The sequence below is a fragment of the Mesorhizobium sp. M0052 genome (assembly GCF_040323255.1).
Lineage (GTDB): Bacteria > Pseudomonadota > Alphaproteobacteria > Rhizobiales > Rhizobiaceae > Mesorhizobium.
Map to the genome: position 1 here is coordinate 68,334 of NZ_JAMYUS010000004.1, position 18,823 is coordinate 87,156.

16 protein-coding genes, 1 tRNA gene and 1 pseudogene are annotated in these 18,823 nt (G+C 63.8%); 13 read left to right on the top strand and 5 right to left on the bottom strand.

Translation table 11 applies throughout. The features are described from left to right. Window positions 1-36: 36 nt before the first annotated feature. From NKJ77_RS06175 to NKJ77_RS06195, 5 genes are all read left to right on the top strand, one after another. Window positions 37-1,035 carry an ABC transporter ATP-binding protein gene (locus NKJ77_RS06175; RefSeq protein ID WP_352534583.1) on the top strand — a complete coding sequence of 333 codons (999 nt, stop codon included), beginning with the start codon at window positions 37-39 and terminating at the stop codon, window positions 1,033-1,035. A 220-nt stretch (window positions 1,036-1,255) separates the two neighbouring features. Next, window positions 1,256-2,221 carry an ABC transporter permease gene (locus NKJ77_RS06180; RefSeq protein ID WP_352534585.1) on the top strand — a complete coding sequence of 322 codons (966 nt, stop codon included), beginning with the start codon at window positions 1,256-1,258 and terminating at the stop codon, window positions 2,219-2,221. Further along, the gene (locus NKJ77_RS06185; RefSeq protein WP_023673416.1) at window positions 2,211-3,026 is read left to right on the top strand and encodes an ABC transporter permease; all 816 of its coding nucleotides are present in this window, start codon (window positions 2,211-2,213) and stop codon (window positions 3,024-3,026) included. Before NKJ77_RS06180 ends, NKJ77_RS06185 begins: the two co-directional genes overlap by 11 nt. A gap of 105 nt (window positions 3,027-3,131) precedes the next feature. Then, entirely contained in the window at window positions 3,132-4,559 is a 1,428-nt protein-coding gene (locus NKJ77_RS06190; protein WP_023831166.1) for a gamma-aminobutyraldehyde dehydrogenase, read from the top strand. Window positions 4,560-4,712: 153 nt separating this feature from the next. Next, window positions 4,713-5,429: a hypothetical protein gene (locus NKJ77_RS06195; protein WP_023831165.1), complete on the top strand. Its 717-nt coding sequence runs from the start codon at window positions 4,713-4,715 to the stop codon at window positions 5,427-5,429. Here NKJ77_RS06195 and NKJ77_RS06200 read toward each other — a convergent pair. Beyond that, window positions 5,357-5,803, bottom strand: a pseudogene (locus NKJ77_RS06200) (SAM-dependent methyltransferase); the annotation flags it as partial. The gene NKJ77_RS06195 and the pseudogene NKJ77_RS06200 overlap by 73 nt on opposite strands. Window positions 5,804-5,908: 105 nt before the next feature. Here NKJ77_RS06200 and NKJ77_RS06205 point away from each other — a divergent pair. Both NKJ77_RS06205 and NKJ77_RS06210 read left to right on the top strand, forming a co-directional pair. After that, window positions 5,909-6,919, top strand: coding sequence for a ligase-associated DNA damage response exonuclease (locus tag NKJ77_RS06205; RefSeq protein WP_352534689.1), 1,011 nt, complete (start codon window positions 5,909-5,911; stop codon window positions 6,917-6,919). 244 nt (window positions 6,920-7,163) lie between these two features. Next, entirely contained in the window at window positions 7,164-8,762 is a 1,599-nt protein-coding gene (locus NKJ77_RS06210; protein ID WP_352534588.1) for a cisplatin damage response ATP-dependent DNA ligase, read from the top strand. Window positions 8,763-8,769: 7 nt separating this feature from the next. On the opposite strand, the gene NKJ77_RS06215 is transcribed toward NKJ77_RS06210, so the two are convergent. Then, the gene (locus NKJ77_RS06215; protein ID WP_352534590.1) at window positions 8,770-9,993 is read right to left on the bottom strand and encodes a hypothetical protein; all 1,224 of its coding nucleotides are present in this window, start codon (window positions 9,991-9,993) and stop codon (window positions 8,770-8,772) included. Window positions 9,994-10,345: 352 nt separating this feature from the next. Here NKJ77_RS06215 and NKJ77_RS06220 point away from each other — a divergent pair. The 6 genes from NKJ77_RS06220 to NKJ77_RS06245 all read left to right on the top strand — a co-directional run bounded on the left by NKJ77_RS06220 (window position 10,346) and on the right by NKJ77_RS06245 (window position 16,133). After that, window positions 10,346-10,421, top strand: a tRNA-Thr gene (locus NKJ77_RS06220). A 394-nt stretch (window positions 10,422-10,815) separates the two neighbouring features. Continuing rightward, complete coding sequence (locus NKJ77_RS06225; RefSeq protein WP_023682045.1) at window positions 10,816-11,004, top strand: hypothetical protein; 189 nt, start codon at window positions 10,816-10,818, stop codon at window positions 11,002-11,004. Then, window positions 11,004-12,185: an acyltransferase family protein gene (locus tag NKJ77_RS06230; protein ID WP_352534591.1), complete on the top strand. Its 1,182-nt coding sequence runs from the start codon at window positions 11,004-11,006 to the stop codon at window positions 12,183-12,185. The genes NKJ77_RS06225 and NKJ77_RS06230 overlap by 1 nt, the downstream gene beginning before the upstream one ends. After that, entirely contained in the window at window positions 12,182-13,294 is a 1,113-nt protein-coding gene (locus NKJ77_RS06235) for a glycosyltransferase family 2 protein (RefSeq protein ID WP_023682047.1), read from the top strand. Before NKJ77_RS06230 ends, NKJ77_RS06235 begins: the two co-directional genes overlap by 4 nt. Continuing rightward, window positions 13,291-14,337 carry a glycosyltransferase family 2 protein gene (locus NKJ77_RS06240; protein WP_023738159.1) on the top strand — a complete coding sequence of 349 codons (1,047 nt, stop codon included), beginning with the start codon at window positions 13,291-13,293 and terminating at the stop codon, window positions 14,335-14,337. The genes NKJ77_RS06235 and NKJ77_RS06240 overlap by 4 nt, the downstream gene beginning before the upstream one ends. Then, window positions 14,337-16,133, top strand: a complete 1,797-nt coding sequence (locus NKJ77_RS06245) for an ABC transporter ATP-binding protein (protein ID WP_027049321.1) — start codon at window positions 14,337-14,339, stop codon at window positions 16,131-16,133. Before NKJ77_RS06240 ends, NKJ77_RS06245 begins: the two co-directional genes overlap by 1 nt. Window positions 16,134-16,256: 123 nt before the next feature. Here the strand turns inward: NKJ77_RS06245 and NKJ77_RS06250 are convergent, their stop codons facing one another. Genes NKJ77_RS06250 through NKJ77_RS06260 form a run of 3 tightly spaced genes read right to left on the bottom strand, consistent with a single transcriptional unit; the run spans window position 16,257 to window position 18,816 of the window. Further along, entirely contained in the window at window positions 16,257-17,087 is an 831-nt protein-coding gene (locus NKJ77_RS06250; protein ID WP_023682050.1) for a dipeptide ABC transporter ATP-binding protein, read from the bottom strand. Further along, entirely contained in the window at window positions 17,087-17,932 is an 846-nt protein-coding gene (locus tag NKJ77_RS06255) for an ABC transporter ATP-binding protein (RefSeq protein ID WP_081839785.1), read from the bottom strand. Before NKJ77_RS06255 ends, NKJ77_RS06250 begins: the two co-directional genes overlap by 1 nt. Then, window positions 17,932-18,816, bottom strand: a complete 885-nt coding sequence (locus NKJ77_RS06260; RefSeq protein ID WP_050485757.1) for an ABC transporter permease subunit — start codon at window positions 18,814-18,816, stop codon at window positions 17,932-17,934. The genes NKJ77_RS06255 and NKJ77_RS06260 overlap by 1 nt, the downstream gene beginning before the upstream one ends. Window positions 18,817-18,823: the final 7 nt, after the last annotated feature.

The window sequence follows — 18,823 nt, forward strand, 5'->3', positions numbered from 1 at the left end:
TTCGACGAACACAAACCGGCAACAGACGGACAGCCCATGACATCGGCCGTTTCCTTCCAGAAAGTCTCTCGCCATTTCGGCAGCGTGCGCGCCGTCGATGCGGTCGATCTCGATATCGTGCCGGGCGAGTTCTTCGCCATGCTCGGTCCGTCGGGGTCCGGCAAGACGACCTGCCTGCGCCTCATCGCCGGCTTCGAGCAGCCGACCTCGGGCTCGATCTCGATCTTCGGCGACCGAGCCGAGGGCGTGCCGCCCTATCGCCGCAACGTCAACACGGTGTTCCAGGACTACGCGCTGTTCCCGCATTTGAACGTGCTGGACAATGTCGCCTACGGGCTGATGGTCAAGGGCATCGCCAAGCCGCAGCAGCAGAAGGCGGCGGAAGAGGCATTGTCACTGGTGCGGCTTCCCGGCTATGGCGCCCGCCGTCCCGGCCAGCTCTCCGGCGGCCAACGCCAGCGCGTCGCGCTGGCCCGTGCGCTGGTCAACCAGCCCAAGGTGCTTTTGCTCGACGAGCCGCTCGGCGCGCTCGACCTCAAGCTGCGCGAGAACATGCAGGAAGAGCTGAAGTCGCTGCAGAAGGCGCTCGGCATCACCTTCGTCTTCGTCACCCACGACCAGGGCGAAGCGCTGTCGATGGCCGACCGCGTCGCCGTCTTCAATGACGGCAAGATCATGCAGATCGGCACGCCGGAAGACATCTACCAGCGGCCGAAGACCCGCTTCGTCGCCGATTTCGTCGGCTCCTCCAACGTACTGCCGCCGGACTTCGTCCAGCGCTATTCCGGCCAGCACCGCTGGGGCAGCCTGCGTCCCGAATCCATCCGCATCGGCCGCGCCGCCAAAGGCGAGGGCGTCGCCGCGCGCCTGGTCGGAACCAACTATCTCGGCGCCACGACCAGGCTGGCGCTCGACGCCGACGGCTTGAGGCTGCACGCCATCGTGCCGGCCGGGACAAAGCTGCCGGCGGAAGGCGAAGCGGTGGTGCTGACGTTCAACCGCGAGCATTTGCATTTGATGGACGAGCCGGCATGATTGAGGTTTGCGCCAAGCACCCCCCTCTGTCCTGCCGGACATCTCCCCCTCAAGCGGGGAGATTGGCTGTTCCTCCCGGTTTCGCCATTCTTCAACGTTGGGGATTTGGCGGGGCAGCGAAACTGCTGACCTCCCCCCTTGAGGGGGAGATGTCCGGCAGGCCAGAGGGGGGTGTGAAGGAACGCTGCCTCTCACGGTTCCTTCAGCACGCGGTCGCCCCATGACCATCGCCGCGCTCGACTCAACCGCCGCCCCCGCCATCCTGCCCGGCAGCGGCGGGATGCGCGGTGCGCTGTCCGACCTGTTCTGGCGCAAGCCGCAACTCCTGCTGTTCCTCATGCTGGCGCCGCCGGTGCTGTGGCTCGGCGTCGTCTATATCGGTTCGCTGTTCGCGCTCTTGGCACAGAGTTTCTTCTCGATCGACGAATTCTCCGGCCTCATCAACCATGAGTTCACGCTGAAGACCTATGGCGACCTGTTCCAGCCCGCCAATCTCGACATCATCCTGCGCACGGTGACGATGGCGGTGCTGGTCACGCTGGCCTCCGCCGCCATCGCCTTCCCGATCGCCTATTATGCGGCGCGCTATGCCCGGGGCCGCTGGAAGGCGCTGTTTTATCTCGGAATCATGCTGCCGCTGTGGTCGAGCTATCTGGTGAAAATCTACGCCTGGAAGTTGATCCTCGCCAAGGAAGGCATTCTGACCTGGCTGCTCGCCAAATTGCATCTGCTCTGGGTGCTCGATGGCTGGCTGTCGCTGCCGGTCGTCGGCGGCAACTCGCTGTCGGTCTCCGCCACCGGCACCTTCATCGCCTTCGTCTATGTCTGGCTGCCGTTCATGATCCTGCCGGTGCAGGCGGCATTGGAGCGCGTGCCCGGCAATCTGGTCGAGGCGTCCTCCGATCTCGGCGCATCGCCGGGCCAGACCTTCCGCAACGTGCTGTTCCCGCTGGCGCTGCCCGGCATCGTCGCCGGCTCGATCTTCACCTTCTCGCTGACGCTGGGCGACTACATCATCCCGCAGATCATCGGCACGTCGCGGCTGTTTATCGGCCAGGCCGTCTATTCGCAGCAGGGCACCGCCGGCAACATCCCGCTCGCCGCCGCCTTCACCGTCGTGCCCATCGTCATCATGGGTTTCTATCTCTGGGGCGCCAAGCGCATGGGGGCCTTCGATGCGCTCTGACGGTTCGCAATCCGCCCCGCTCGGCCTCAAGATCGCAGCCGCTTGCGGCCTGCTCTTCCTGCACCTGCCGATCCTGCTGATCTTCGTCTATGCCTTCACCACGGAAGAGAAGAGCTTCGTCTGGCCGCCGCCGGGGCTGACCACGCAATGGTTTGCCGTCACCTGGAACCGCCCTGATGTCTGGCAGGCGCTGTCGCTGTCGGTCCGCGTCGCCGCCATCTCGACGGCGATTGCCTTGATCCTGGGCACGCTGTGCGCCGCCGCCGTGTCGCGGACGAAATTCTTCGGCCGCGAGACGATCTCGCTGCTCGTCATCCTGCCGATCGCGCTGCCCGGCATCATCACCGGCATCGCGTTGCGCTCGGCCTTCTCGCTAGCCGACATCCCGTTCTCGTTCTGGACGATCGTACTCGGCCACGCCACCTTCTGCGTTGTCGTCGTCTACAACAATGCGGTCGCCCGTTTCCGCCGCACTTCCGGCTCAATGATCGAGGCCTCGATGGATCTCGGCGCCGACGGCTTCCAGACCTTCCGGCACGTCGTGCTGCCCAACATCGCCACCGCTCTGCTTGCCGGGGGGATGCTCGCCTTCGCGCTCTCCTTCGACGAGGTCATCGTCACCACCTTCACCGCCGGCCAGCAGCAGACCGTGCCGATCTGGATGCTGGAAGAGCTGATCCGCCCACGCCAGCGTCCGGTCACCAATGTCGTCGCCATGGTCGTGGTGCTGGTGACGCTGCTGCCCATCCTTGCCGCCTATTACCTGACCCGCGACGGCGACCAGATCGCCGGTTCGGGCAAATGAAGAACAGCGAATAGGGAGTAGCGAATAGCGAATAGGGGAGATTGCACGACCAGCCCTATTCGCTACTCGCTATTCGCTACTCGCTCCTCGCCGAGGAGAACCTGCATGGACACCCAGATGCTGATCGGCTCGAAGTTCGAGAACGGCACCGAGACCGAGGAGCCGATTCTGAATCCAAAGACCGGGGCGACCATTCTCAACCTGCCTGAAGCAAGCCAGGCGCAGATCGAGGCGGCTGTTACTGCCGCCGGGCGAGCATTCGTCTTGTGGTCACGCACAACGCCGGCGCAGCGCTCCGGCTATCTCCTCAAGATCGCCGACCGCATCGAGGCCAACGCGCGGGAGTTCGCGGCGCTCGAGGCGCTGAATTGCGGCAAGCCGATCAACGCCGTGCTCAATGACGAGATCCCGGCGATCGTCGACTGCTATCGTTTCTTTGCCGGCGCTGTGCGTTCGATGCCGGGCGTGGTCGCCGGCGAATACATTCCCGGCCACACCTCGATGGTGCGGCGCGATCCGATCGGCATTGTCGCTTCCATCGCGCCGTGGAACTATCCACTGATGATGATGGCCTGGAAGCTGGCGCCGGCCATTGCCGGCGGCAACACCGTCGTCTTCAAGCCGTCGGAGCAGACGCCGCTGACGGCGCTGAAGCTGGCCAGGATCCTGGCCGAGGTGCTGCCCGAGGGCGTCGTCAATGTCGTGCTCGGCCGCGGCGACAGCGTCGGCAACACGCTGATCAATCACGCCAAGGTCAACATGATTTCGATCACCGGCGACGTCGCCACGGGCAAGAAGGTGCTGCAGGCCGCCGCCAAGTCGGTCAAGCGCACGCATCTGGAACTCGGCGGCAAGGCGCCGGTCATCGTTTTCGACGATGCCGACCTCGGCGCCGTGGTCAACGGCCTGCGCGCTTTCGGCTACTACAATGCCGGGCAGGATTGTACAGCCGCCTGCCGCATCTATGCCGGCAAGAAGATCTACGACAAGCTCGTCGCCGATCTCTCATCTGCCGTCTCGACCATCAAATACAACCAGCCCGATGACACCGAAAACGAGATCGGGCCGCTGATCTCGCGCCGCCAGCGCGATCGCGTGTCGAGCTTCGTCGAGCGCGCTTCGGAACTGAAGCACATCGAGATCACCACCGGCGGCAAGCCGGGCGCAGGCTCCGGCTTCTACTACCAGCCGACGGTGGTTGCCGGCGCGCTGCAGGAAGACGAGATCGTGCGCCGCGAAGTGTTCGGCCCGGTCGTTTCCATCACCCGCTTCTCCGAAGTCGATGAAGCCGTGAACTGGGCCAATGACAGCGACTACGGCCTGGCATCCTCGGTGTGGACCAAGAACGTCTCGCGCGCCATGGCGACGGCCGCCCGTCTGCAATATGGCTGCACCTGGATCAACACCCATTTCATGCTGACCAACGAGATGCCGCATGGCGGGCTGAAGCAGTCCGGCTACGGCAAGGACATGTCTCTCTATGCGCTGGAGGATTATACCGCCGTTCGTCATGTGATGGTGGCGCATGGGTAGAGGCCGCCACTATCTCTAAAATATTCGCCACGCCGTTTTCTGTACATTAAGCGTGAGTAACTTTAGGCGCACGTCGAGAGTTTACGATTTACTGAATATTCAACCTGAACGAGCAGCCTCTTGCCGGGAAACCGCGCGGCGAGGGGGTTGCGCATGAACACGACCAAGATCAAGCTGGTACTCATTGGCGGCTTCTGTCTGCTGATCGCTGTGTTCGGCGGCAAGGACATGATCAAGAAGAGCGGCTGGCCCGAGGCGCCTGCTGAAATCCTCGCGGTCAATGTCGAATGCGACATGGAATCGACCGCCCACAAGATTGTCTACAAGACCGTCAGCACCGCCACGATCCCGTGCGAACTGGTGGATGCGTTCAAGACGGTTCATGCTGACAAAGAGTGGAAGGTGACCCAGAAATTCACCGGCACCTTGCGCGTCGGCACCGGCGCCGACGCCGTCGAGGCCACGATGGAGCTGAACAAGAACGGTGCCCGCGAACCGCAGGTCCGCGACAAGCTCACCGTCGTCCAGAACCCCGCCAACCCCACCCAGATCGAACGCACCGGCATGACCGGCACGCGTTTGACGATCGTCATTGGGGCTGGACTGCTCGGCGCGTTGCTTCTCTATCTTGCTTTCAAACCCCGCCGGCGGATGTCGACCTCCGCCGTGGCGGGCAACCCTGCCGGAGATGCCGGCGCGGACCAGCGCGCGCGCCAGGCCGACGCCTTGATAGCGGCGGCCCTGGCCAAGCAGGCCACATTGCCCAATCAGCCGGCACGTGTCGCGGCTGCCGGATTGTCGAGCGCCAGCGAAAAGCGGCCCGGTCTTGCCGCTCGAATGGCGCGATCGAGAAACTCCGGCAGCCGGTAGCCGAGCTTGCCGACCAGCGAATCTTCGATAGTTTCGGCATAGTGGTCAAACAGCGTTTCGACAAAGGCGCTGGGTGGCGCCGCGGCAGCCGGCCCCTTGCCGATGAGTTGCAGCTTCAGCGCAGCGCCAAGGCGATCCGCCGGGTCGAGTTTCAGCGCCGTCGCCCAGGCTTGAGCCGCCACGTCGAGCCGCTCGGCCGTCTCCTGCATCTCGCCAAGACGGAACCAGCCCGCCGCCCATTGCGGCGCCAGTTCCAGCGCGCCGAGCAGCAGCTCCGCCGCTGCCGCGTGCTCGCCCGAGCCGAAAAGCATCTCGGCATAGTCGGCGCGACGGTCGGCAGTCAGGTCGCCGGACGAGATTTTCAGCGGTTGCATGGCGATGGCCCCACCGGCTGATGCGGCCGGTGGCTGGCTGTAGGCCGAGTCAGCAGTCTCTTGCAACAGGCTTCCCGCGCTGGAATTAGCCACTATCTTGACTGGATGCGCGCCAGCGACCTGCTCCATCCCCGGCCTGAAGGCCTTTATTGCCCATGCGGCGATTTCTTCATCGACCCGGTGCGGCCAGTCAACCGGGCGTTGATCACGCATGGCCATTCCGACCATGCCCGATCCGGCCATCGTTCGGTGCTGGCGACGCAGCAGACGCTCGACATTATGGGGTTGCGTTATGGCGAGGATTTTGCCGGGACAACGCAAGCGGCCGTGCTTGGCGAAGCGATGGCGCTGAACGATGTCAGCGTCACCTTCCATCCGGCCGGCCATGTGCTGGGCTCGGCGCAGATCGCGGTCGAGCACAAGGGCAGGCGCATCGTCGCCTCCGGCGACTACAAGCGCCAGAAGGACGCGACCTGCGCACCGTTCGAACCGGTCCAATGCGATGTGTTCATCACCGAGGCGACCTTCGGCCTGCCGGTGTTTCACCATCCGCCCGACACGGAGGAGATCGCCCGGCTGCTCAAATCGGCGGCGCAGTTTCCCGAGCGATCGCATCTGGTCGGCGCCTATGCGCTGGGCAAGGCACAGCGGGTGATGCGGCTGCTGCGCGATGCCGGTTATGACAGGCCGATCTATATCCACGGCGCGCTGGCCAAGCTCAGCGACTATTACCAGAACCAGGGCATCGACCTCGGCACGCTGGAGCCGGCAACCGTCGACAGCGGCGGCAAGCAGGATTTCACCGGGGCCATCGTTGTCGGCCCGCCATCGGCCTTCGCCGACCGCTGGGCGCGGCGCTTTCCCGACCCGATCTCGTGCTTCGCCTCGGGCTGGATGCGCATCCGCCAGCGTGCCAAGCAAGGCGGCGTCGAACTGCCGCTGATCATTTCCGACCACGCCGACTGGGACGAACTGACCGCCACCGTCAAGGAGACGGGCGCCGGCGAAATCTGGGCGACGCATGGCCGTGAGGAAGCGCTGGTGCGCTGGTGCGAGCTGAAAGGCATCGCCGCCAGGCCACTGCACCTTGTGGGCTATGAGGACGAGGGCGATTGATGGTGATTTTTGATCCAGAAATCGCCGGCGCGGCGATCCTTCCCACCCCCCCCTGGCCTGCCGGCCATCTCCCCCGCAAGGGGGGAGATCAGATGTCACCTGCGCTTTCGCCAATCGCCAACCTCGCAAGATGGGCGGCAAGATCAAGGCTGCCAATCTCCCCCCTTGCGGGGGAGATGTCCAGCAGGACAGAGGGGGGTGTGCCAGAACGCAAACCTCTGCCGTCAACGCGGTCCTTGCATCCATGAACCGCTTTGCCGAACTCCTCGACCGCCTGGTGCTGACGCCGTCGCGCAATGGCAAGCTGACACTGCTCGTCGATTATTTCCGCAGCGTCGAGGACCCCGACCGCGGGCTGGCGCTGGCGGCTATCACCGGCGACCTCAACATTGCGGCGGTCAAGCCGGCGATGCTGCGCACGCTGGTCACCGAGCGCATGGATCCGCTGCTGTTCGGCTATTCCTACGACTATGTCGGCGACCTTGCCGAAACCGTCTCGCTGGTTTGGCCGCAGACGCCGGGACATATCCCCAACCGGGAGCCGACGCTTGGCGATGTCGTGGCGAAGCTGCAGGCGGCGAGCCGCTCGGACGGACCCAAGGTGCTGGCCGGGCTGCTCGACAGCGCCGGCATTTCGGCGCGCTTTGCCATCATCAAGCTGGTCACCGGCGGCTTGCGCATCGGCGTTTCGGCGCGGCTGGCCAAACAGGCGCTGGCCGATTTCGGCAAGGTCGATGTCGCCGAGATCGAGGAGCTGTGGCACGGGCTGACGCCGCCCTATATCTCGCTGTTCGCGTGGCTGGAAGGCAAGGCCGAGAAGCCGAAGCGGACCGCACTTGCCCTGTTCAGTCCGGTGATGCTGTCGAACCCGGTCGGCGACGGCGACCTCGAAAAGCTCGATCCGGCCGACTATGCCGCGGAATGGAAATGGGACGGCATCCGCGTTCAGGCGGTGTGCGAGGGCGGCGTGCGCCGGCTCTATTCGCGCACCGGCGACGATGTGTCCGGCGCATTCCCCGATCTCGCCCAGGCAATGGATTTTTCCGCCGCGCTCGATGGTGAATTGCTGGTCGGCGAGCCGGTGGCGACCGGCACCTTTTCGGACCTGCAACAGCGGCTCAATCGCAAGAGCGTGGCCCCGAAGATACAGCAGCAATACCCGGCCTTCATGCGCTGCTACGATGCGCTGCAGATCAACGGCGAAGATTTGCGCGCGCTACCTTTCCGCGAGCGGCGGGCCCGTCTTGAGGCCTTCATCACAACGCTGGACCCGCACCGTTTCGATCTGTCGCCATTCGTCGAATTCCGGGATTGGCAAACGCTGGAGGAACTGCGCCGCGCGCCGCCGCACCCGATTATCGAAGGCGTGATGCTGAAGCGCTGGGATTCGCCCTATCTCGCGGGACGGCCGAAAGGGCCGTGGTTCAAGTGGAAGCGCGATCCGCACACGGTCGATGCTGTGCTGATGTATGCGCAGCGCGGCCATGGCAAGCGGTCGAGCTTTTATTCCGACTATACGTTCGGCGTCTGGTCGGGGCCGGAAGGCGCGGAGGAATTGGTGCCGGTCGGCAAGGCCTATTTCGGCTTCACCGACGAGGAGTTGAAGCAGATCGACAAATTTGTCCGCGACAATACGGTCGAGCGTTTCGGCCCGGTGCGCTCGGTGCGCGCCGACCGCAGCCAAGGCCTGGTGCTGGAGGTGGCGTTCGAAGGTCTCAACCGTTCGACCCGCCACAAATCCGGCGTTGCGATGCGATTTCCCCGCATCTCACGGCTGCGCTGGGACAAGCCGACCGCCGAAGCCGACCGCATCGAGACGCTGCAGGCGCTGCTTGATCGCTAGGCGGCGCTTACGGTTCGATCGAAACGCGGATCTCGTAGATGTCGACCGCCTTGCCCTGCTTGTCGAAGTCGGAATTGATGGCGATGCTGCCGGCCGCGCCCGGGGGCTTGTCGGGGAATTTCACGTCGAACAGATATTCGTTACGCTGCTGGCCGACCGCATAGCGCTTGCGGCCGCAGTCGCCGAGATCGCCGAAATTGCAGTCGACGGAGATCTGCGTGTCCTTGCCGTCCTCGGCGCGGGCGACGATGTCGAACACGGCATGTTTGCCGGCAAGCTTCTCCAGCACGCCCTGCCCGACATCGAAGCTGATGGCCGAGCCGGAAGCACCGGAGCGGATGCGCAGGAAGGAGCCGGTGTCGTCCTGCACGACATCGGCCTTGGCGTCGGACGGGGTCGCCACATGCGTTGGATCGGTGGGTGTAAACACGTTGATCCAGTCGCGCGTCTGTTCGGCGACACCAGGCTGCTGCGGCGCGCCAGGCTGCTGCGGCTCAGTTGTATCGGCAGGCGGCGTGAAGTCGTCATCGTCGACGGTCGGCGGCGCTTCGGGCGGCGCCGTGTCGAGCTGCGCCGGCGTCTTGAAGACCCCGGTCTGCACGGCGAAATAGAGGCCGATGCCGGCGGCGGCGAGCAACGTCACGCCAAAGAAGATCGCCGTCAGCGGCAGGCGGCGGCCCCTTATCCGCCTTTCATCACGGTCAGGCGCCACTTCCGCCGCGGCCTCGGCCGGCGCGGAATCGGCCATATCGATCGCCGGGGCGCCGGGCAGCGTGGCGTCAGGCATGATGTCGGGGACGACCGGCAGCACGCGCGAACGCGGCGCGTCGGATGCCTCGGGCTGAACCGGTTCATCAACGACGATCGCCGGCGACGGTCCGGCCGCGACACCTGTCGGGGCATCGACCGCCGGCGCTTCGGCGGCGCCCCGTACGGCGTCTTGCGCCTGCGCAACGCGTTGCGTCAGCGCGGTATCTTGTGTCTGCGCAGCGCTCTGCGTCTGCGCAGCGACATCGGGGACCGCGGGCAGGAATTCGGATTCGATCTCGGCGATCTTTTCCTGCACCGCCTTACGGCGCTTGATGGCGGCTTCCACCGTCACGCCGGGATTGGCCTGGAGCACGCGGTCGAGCGCCGCGAAAGCCGACCGATAGACCCGCTCGCGAAATGCCCGGTCCTCGGCGTTGCCTTTCTCGAAGGCGTTGCGGATCGCTTTTTCGATCGCGTCCAAGCGAAATTCCCCTGTCCGTTCGCTTACATTGCCATGATCGTTAGCCGCAGGCGACCAATCAATCAACGGGCGAGCGCCCGCATTCTGCCTTACAGGCCTGTTCAACGCCCATTTCGATGCTTTTTAGCAATAAAATCAGTCCGTTTGCCGCCTTGCCGGGCAATTTGCGCGCAGTTCGGCGCGACGTCTCCGCGTAATCGAAAAAGCAAACGAGGCGATGGCTTATTCCGCGCCAATGGAAAATGACGGGACGAATTGCCGGATCCAGCCTTGAAATCACGGTTGCCCATCTTGAATTAGCGGCCGGTTGAGTCTATCACCCAGCCGATCCTGGAGGCTTCGCGCTTCCCGGGCCGCTTTAGCTCAGTTGGTAGAGCACATCATTCGTAATGATGGGGTCAGGTGTTCGAGTCACCTAAGCGGCACCAGTTCTCCATCCGACGCAAGCGTGACGGCAGGTGCAAGGCTATGCACGTCACTCCCTACGCCAACACCGGCACTTCCTGTCTGCCTCGTCGACATGCGCCATATGGCCGCCGCCACAGGATTGCGTCGTCAGACGCTTGACCATCCAATTTTGACCTATATCAGACACTCCGGATTATTGTTGTGTAATTAAACCGTGCCTTTTCTGACATGGTACTACTGCTCATACAGCATTGCGGACGTGAAAAACCCTCAGCGACGCAACGCACTCGCAAATCATACCCATTTTTAGCACTAACTCACACAAATATTACAGCTCGATAGATATTTTGTGTTGCACTGCACCATTGCCCGGTTGCACCATTTCTTGGGGGATTTGGTACCGGGAAGTGCGCCGTGGAGGATTCCGCCAAGTTGATCAGCTTGAATTTTTCGCTGGCCAGCACCGATTTCGAGGCTGCCCCGCGCACAAGGCGCGGGTTTGATGTTGTCGGCGCACTCTCGACGCTGGCAGGCCTCGACCTGAGGCCCGGAATGCAGGGCCGCTGGCTTCATCGGAGATTTCAGACCGGCGGAAATGGCTGATGGCGGTCGCGCGTGACAATCAGTTGGACGCTCTGCGCGCCATCGCTGTCACGATGGTTCTCTATTCCCATTTCCTTGCACCCAACGGGTCCTCCTTTTGGGGCCACATCGGGGTGCGGCTTTTTTTTGTGCTGAGCGGCTTCCTGATCACACGACTGCTGCTCGAAGCGCGCGCCGCGGCCGAATTCAAAGCCGGCCCTGCATTGAGTTCCTTCTACATCAGGCGCGCGCTGCGCATATTCCCGCCCTATTTCGCCGTGCTTGGGTTCGTCTGGCTGACCGATCTGGAGCAGTCCAGTGGATCGCTCGTCTGGCATGCGCTTTACCTGTCGAATTTTTGGTACGCGCTGCGCAACGAATGGACGCCCTGGCTACTCTGCCATTTCTGGAGCCTGAGCATCGAGGAGCAGTTCTATATCGCCTGGCCGCTGGTCGTGCTTCTCGCACCCCGCCGGCGGGTGGAAGCGATCACTATCGGCGTCATCCTGTTGTCGCTGGCCTATCGCTTCCACTGGCCGATCACCGCCACCCCGGCGCTAGCGCGCGACCTGCTGCCGCCAGCATCGATGGACGCGCTGGCGTTTGGTGCTTTGCTTGCCTGCCGGCGGACCAGAGGCGCCGGCCTGCCGCAATGGATGCGGCTAGGCTGGCCAGCCCTTGCGGCTGTCTTCCTGGCGATTGAGTGGCTTATCCCTGCGCCGGCCGATCCTATGCTGGAATGGGCCCGCTGGGCGTTGCTGCAGATCCTGCCCCTAGTGCCGCTGGTGGCCGTTGTCGCCGCCTGTTCAGCCGGCCTTGGCGGCGTCCTCGGCAGGGTTTTCGAACTGCCACCGCTGCTGTCACTGGGCCGCATCAGCTACGGCGTCTATCTTTACCATCCGATCCTTCTTTCGCTCGCCGTCAAGTCACAGCCCTGGATCCCGCTCAATGTCTCGGAGCAGGGGCCAGGGCGTTTCCTGGTCGCGAGCGCCGCCACGATCGCCGTCGCTTCGATCTCGTGGACGGCTTTCGAAAAGCCGCTCAACGGCCTCAAGCGCCGCTTCCCCTATGTGGCGCGCCGCCGCTCCCAGGCACGCTCTGGCGATGCCGGCTGGCTCGGCAGGGCGGCGGACGCCTATCCCGGCGGATCCCCCGATGGCCGCGCCGCACTCGAACTCCGGCGAACGGATGCACAGAGATGACGACCGCGCCGCTCGTCTCCGTCCTGCTGCCGGTCTACAATGCCGGGCCTTATCTCACCGCTGCGCTGGAGAGCATTCTGCGGCAAGACTACGATCGCCTGGAGGTCATCGCTATCGATGACGGATCGACTGACAACTCGCTCGAGATTCTCGAACGATACCGCCGGGCAGACAATCGCGTTTCTGTCATCTCGCGTGAGAACCGCGGCCTCGTCGCCACCCTCAATGAAGGGCTACGACTGGCCCAGGGCGAGCTTGTTGCGCGAATGGATGCGGACGATGTCGCCTATCCCCGGCGCCTCTCGCGCCAGGTCGCACTGTTCGAGCGGCGGCCCGATCTCGGCTTCTGCGGCGCCTGCGTCGATACCTTGCTTCACGGCCGTATCGCCAAAGGCAGGCTAGACCCGGTGTTCCGGCTCGGCCGGCTCGACATATTGTCGATGTTCTTTACGATATTCTTACATCCGACGGTGATCTATAACAGGAAGGTTATTGGGAACAACGATCTCTATTACGATCCAAAATATAGGCATGCCGAGGATTTCGATCTCTTCAGACGGCTTGCCGGCCGTTTCCCGGCGACCATATTGCCCGATAGCCTGCTCGTCTATCGCATCCACGCGGGAAGCGTGACCATGCGGCATGCCAAGGAAATGCGCAGGACGCATTTGCGGATCGTGGCCGAAAATCTCGAGCGTGAGGGGCTTGCGGAAACCACAGCGGATCTGCGCGACATCGGCGAGGCCGTCTCTTTCGACACGGTTTCGCGCGCAGCCGATTTCATCCGTGCGCTCGAAGAGCGGATTTCCGAGCTGCCGACCGACACACGGCCAAGCTTCGAGGCAGGCGCGCTGAACCTGTTCTATTTCCTCTACCAACTCGTCGGCGACGAAGGAGAACCGCCGCTGACCCACGAATTGCTCACGCGGACGGCGAGATGGAATTTCATCCGGCGCCGCGAACAATATGCGCTGCGTCCCGGCGTCTGGGCGCCTTGGCTCAGCCTGCTCTCGATAAGGGCCGGAAAGCGGGCGGACGCGGTGGCGTACTTCTTCAAAACCACGCCGGCCGAAGCGGTGCTTGCGCGTTATCAGCGGGGACTGGTATGACCGACAGGCCCCACCCGCTCCTGCGCGATCACCAGTTTGCGAGTGCACCTGTCCCGACATCTCCCCGATCGGAGCGGCCGTCGCTCGAGGTCAGTTTCATCGTCTGCACGCGCGACCGCGCCGCTGTGCTGGAAGCTTGCATAGCCTCGATCCAGGCCGCATGCCGGGTGCACGCCACCTTCGCGGCAGAGTTGGTGGTGGTCGATAATGGTTCACGGGACGGCACGTCAAAGCGGCTGGCCGCTATCGCCGAAACTTCCGACATCCCAGTCACAGCCGTCTCGGAGACTCGCCCCGGACTAGCCGCTGCCCGCAATGCCGGATTGGCGCGAGCGCGAGGCCGCGTGCTGGTCTTCGTCGACGACGACTGCAAGCTCGACCGCGACTATCTCCGCGACCTGGAGCGGCACTACCGGAGTGGCGAGAAGTGGCTGATCCGCGGCGGCCGGGTCGAGCTCGGTGATGCCCGGGACCTGCCCTTCACCATAAAGCTCCGCGAGGCAAGCGAGCGGCTGACCCCGGCGGTCCACCCCGGCGGCTTCGTGCTCGGCTGCAACATGACCATGCACCGCGACGTCGCGGCCCGCATCGGCTCGTTCGACGAACGCTTCGGCGCTGGCGGCCCGCTACGCTCGGCTGAAGATACTGATTATCTCGTGCGGGCGATGCTGCTCGGCATGCCGGTCGAGTACGTGCCCGACATGACGGTCTTGCATCATCACGGCCGGCGAGACCGCAAGTCGATCGACAGGCTGCACCGCGACTATAGCCTCGGTAATGGTGCGCTGTGCCTGAAACATGTCCGCCACGCCCCTTGGCTGCTTCGCCATGTCTATTGGTCTGCGCGGGCCGCGTTCAGGGAACTGGCGGGCCGTCCTCGCTTTGACCGCGACCTCGATCTGTCGCACTGGCCTATTGTCGTTATGAATCTGGCAGGTGCCGCCAGATTTGCGCTGCTCGTCATGATGGGATGGCCAAAACGGCTGCCGCTGCGCCACGACCGACAAGCCAGCGAAGCCAATGCGGAGGCCAGAGCGCGATAATGTCACTGATTCCGTCAGCCCTGCCAATGCTGCGCCGCGCGCTTGGTGGCAGGCTGTTGCGGCTCGTTCCCGTCGTGGTGGGGCTCGGGCTTGCGGGCGCCGCGCTGGAAGGCCTCGGCATCGGTCTCATCATTCCGCTGCTTGGCATCATTATGGGACGTGGCGAAACATCAGGCATGGCCGGTTTCTCCGCCCTCCTCCAGCAGGTTGGAGCGGACCTCGGCGAGCGCCAGCGGCTGATCGCCATTTCGGCCGCGATCCTCGGTTCGATCGTACTGAAAAATGTCTTTGCCTTCGCCAACACTCTGCTGACCAGCTACATCTACGGCAAGGCAGGTTATTCGATCCGTAGCGCACTGTCGGAGCAGTTGCTCAGGGTCGGCTACCCCTTTTTCCTGCAGCAAAGCCCCGGGCGGCTGCTCAACATCATCTCCAACGAATCCTGGCGAGCATCCGACGCTATCCAGGCCCTGCTCGGCGCGATCGTCAGTGCCTCGGCCGCCGTCATCCTGCTCGCCTTCCTCCTGCTCCTCTCTTGGCAGATGACGCTGCTGGTGACTCTAGGGCTGGCGCTTGTCCAGCTGGCGCACGGGGTTTTGTCGTCCAATCTGAAGGCGCCGAGCCGCAGCGTCGTCTCGCGCAACAGCGCACTGGCGTCGCAGATGCTGCATCTGGTGCATGCCGGGCGCCTGATTCGCATCTTCGGGCAGGAGAACCGTGAAAAGGCGGTCTTCGCCAAAGCGTCCGACGGGGTGCGGCGGGCGGCTTTCGTGCTTTCAATCCGCCAGGGCGTCTTGCCGCCACTGACCGAGGTATTGCACGCGATGCTGTTCCTGGCGGTGGTGATCGGAGCCTGGCTGGCGAATGTAAGCTTCCCGCTGACCGTCGCCTTCCTCATCCTGCTCTACCGACTGCAGCCGCATATGCGGGCCTTGCAGATGTCCTGGAGTCAGTTGCAAGGCATGAGCGGCTCGCTGGAGGAGGTACAATGGCTGCTCGATCCTTCCGACAAGCCCGAGGCGCCGCAGGGCAGCCTGCCGTTCGACGGCTTGCGCCAAGGGATCAGCTTCGATGATGTGAGCTTCGCCTATTCCGGTCCCCTGTCAGGCCCCGACGCGCGCGAGGCGGTGCTGCATAAGGCGGTGTTCGACATCCGCAGCGGCCGCTCGACGGCGCTGATCGGCCGCTCGGGCGCCGGCAAGACGACGATCGTCAATCTCCTGTGCCGCTTCGTCAAACCCGACAGCGGCAGGATCCTCGTCGATGGGGCACCGCTCGATGAAGTGGACCCAAGCCAGTGGCGGCGGAACATTGCCCTGGCCAGTCAGGAGTTGGAACTGGTCGATGGCACCATTTTTGAAAACATTATCTACGGCTACGACACGGCGTCGGCCAGCGACGCCATGCGCGCCGCAAGGCTGGCCGAGGCACATCAATTCATCGAGCACCTGCCGCAGGGCTACGCGACACTGGTCGGATACCGGGGCATCAACCTGTCAGCCGGACAAAGGCAAAGGATCGCCCTGGCGCGGGCGCTGGTGCGCGATCCCGATATTCTCATCCTCGACGAAGCCACCAGTGCGGTGGATGGGTTGTCAGAAGCCGCTATTGTCGAGACGCTGAAATCGCGGGCCGGCCGCCGCACCACCATTGTCATCAGTCATCATTACAGCACCATATCGTTCTGCGACGACGTGGTGATCTTGAGCCGCGGTCGGGTGAAAAAACAGGCCCCCTTCGCAACCCTGGCAATGCTCAGCATGGACGAGCTTTACCAGCACGGAGCGGGTGAGTGATGGGGCGCACCCCGACCTGCGACGCGGCTTGCGCCCGGCAGCTCGCAGATTGCGATCAATCCTGCCGGCAAACCACCGCCGCGACGCATTTCCGATTGTTCAAAAACAATTCTCGGTGGGAGGTCAGGCGGCCTTCTTCTTCGCCAGCCGCGCCTTGATCGAGGCGACGTCGGCGCGCGGCGTCGCGGCGAACAGCGTCCTGGTGTAGTTGTGCTTGGGGTCGGCGAAGACCTCCTCGCGCGAGCCGTATTCGACGGCTTCGCCGAAATACATCACCATCACATCGTCGGCGATGTAGCGCACGACCGACAGATCGTGGCTGATGAAGACATAGGTCAGCTGGAATTCGTCCTGCAGGTCGGCGAGCAGGTTGAGCACCTGCGCCTGCACCGAAAGATCGAGCGCGGAGACCGGTTCGTCAAGCACCAGCAGGCTCGGGTTCAGCATCAGCGCGCGGGCAATGGCGATGCGCTGGCGCTGGCCGCCCGAGAACATGTGAGGATAGCGATTGTAGTGCTCGGTTCCGAGGCCGACTTTCTTCAGCATCCTCATGGCGAGGTCGCGCCGCTCTTCGGCCGGCTTGTCGGTGTTGATGAGCAGCGGCTCGCCAAGCACATCTCCGATCTTTTGGCGCGGATTGAGCGATCCGTAAGGGTTCTGGAAGACGATCTGCACCTTGCGGCGCATCTCCCTGGTCAGGCCGTTCCTTGCGATGTCGACCTTGTTGCCGTCGATGAACAGTTCGCCCGACGTTGCCGGATCGATCAGCGTGATGATACGCGCCAGCGTTGACTTGCCGCAGCCCGATTCACCGACGATGGCCAGCGTCTTGCCCTTGTCGACGCTGAACGAGACGCCCTTGACCGCATGCACGGTGCGCGCGCCGCGAAACAGGCCGCCGCCGACGTGATAGTCGCGCACGATGTCCTTGCCTTCGACGACCTTGATGCTCATCAGAAGCCCCCGGCAGCTGGTTCGAACAGCATGTCCGAGACGGTCGGCAGCCGGTCGCCGACGGCATTATCCGGCAGCGCCGACAAAAGTGCGCGGGTGTAATTGCTCTTCGGCGATTCAAACAGCGACAGCACGTCGGCCTCTTCCATCTTGCGGCCCTTGTACTGGACGATGACGCGGTCGGCCGTCTCGGCGACCACGCCCATATTGTGGGTGATCATGATCAGGCCCATGCCGTATTTGACCTGCAGCGACACGAGGAGGTCGAGGATCTGCTTCTGGATGGTGACGTCGAGCGCGGTGGTCGGCTCGTCGGCGATCAGAAGCTTCGGATTGCAGGCGATGGCGATGGCGATCATCACGCGCTGGCACTGGCCGCCCGACATCTGGTGCGGAAACGAGTTCAGCCGTTCGGCCGGCTCGGCAATGCCGACCTGCGTCAGCAATTCGATGGCGCGCTCGCGACGCTGGGCCTTGTCCATGCCCATATGGAAGCGCAGCACCTCCTCGATCTGAAAGCCGACGGTGAAGCACGGATTGAGACTGGCCATCGGCTCCTGGAAGATCATCGACATGTCCTTGCCGACGATCTTTCGCCGGTCGGCCGGGCTCATCTTCAGGAGATCGCGGCCGTTGAAGCTCATCTCGTCGGCAGTGACCGTCGCCGTCCACGGCAACAGCCCCATCACAGCCAACATCGACACCGACTTGCCGGAGCCGGATTCGCCGACGATGGCCAGCACTTCACGTTCGTTCACATGGAGCGAGACGCCATCGACCGCGCGGAACGGGCCGGATGCGGTCTGGAACTCGACGACGAGATTGCGGATGTCGAGCAGCGCCATTACGACCTCCTCAGCTTCGGATCGAGCGCATCGCGCAGACCGTCGCCGATCAGGTTGATGGCAAGCACGGTGATGAGGATGGCCAGACCGGGGAAGGTCACCACCCACCAGGCGCGCAGGATGAATTCACGCGCCGAGGCGAGCATGGTTCCCCATTCCGGTGTCGGCGGCTGGGCGCCAAGGCCGAGAAAGCCGAGAGCGGCCGCCTCCAGGATGGCGTTGGAGAAGGACAGCGTGCCCTGGACGATCAGCGGCGCCAGGCAATTGGGCAGGATGGTGCGCAGCATAAGCCTTATATGGCCGGCGCCGGCGACCTTGGCGGCGACCACATATTCGCGGCTCTTTTCGGCCATGACGGCAGCGCGCACCAGACGGGCAAAGTGGGGTTGCAGGACAAGCGCGATGGCCAGCATGGCGTTGAACAGGCCGGGGCCGAGGATGGTGACCAGAACCAGCGCCAAGAGCAGCGACGGGAAGGACAGGATCAGATCCATGACGCGCATGATCGCCACGTCGACCCAGCCCCGGAAATAGCCGGCCAAAAGGCCGAGCGTGATGCCGCCGACAAGCGCCAGTGTGACCACGACGGCGCCGATGAGCAGCGAGAAACGCGCGCCATAGAGCAGGCGCGAGAGCATATCGCGGCCGACCGCGTCGGTGCCAAGCAGATATTCCATGCTGCCGCCCGCCTGCCAGGCCGGCGGACGCAGGAAAGCGGTCTTGTCCTGGATGTCGGGCGCATAGGGCGCCAGCAGCGGTGCAAAGAGCGCGGCCAGCACCAGCAGGATGAAGACGAACAGGCCGATGACGGCGCCGCGGTTTACCGAGAAATAGTGCCAGAAGGTCCTGAAGCCGGTCAGACGGTCAGGGTTGCCGGCGGCCATCGGGGCG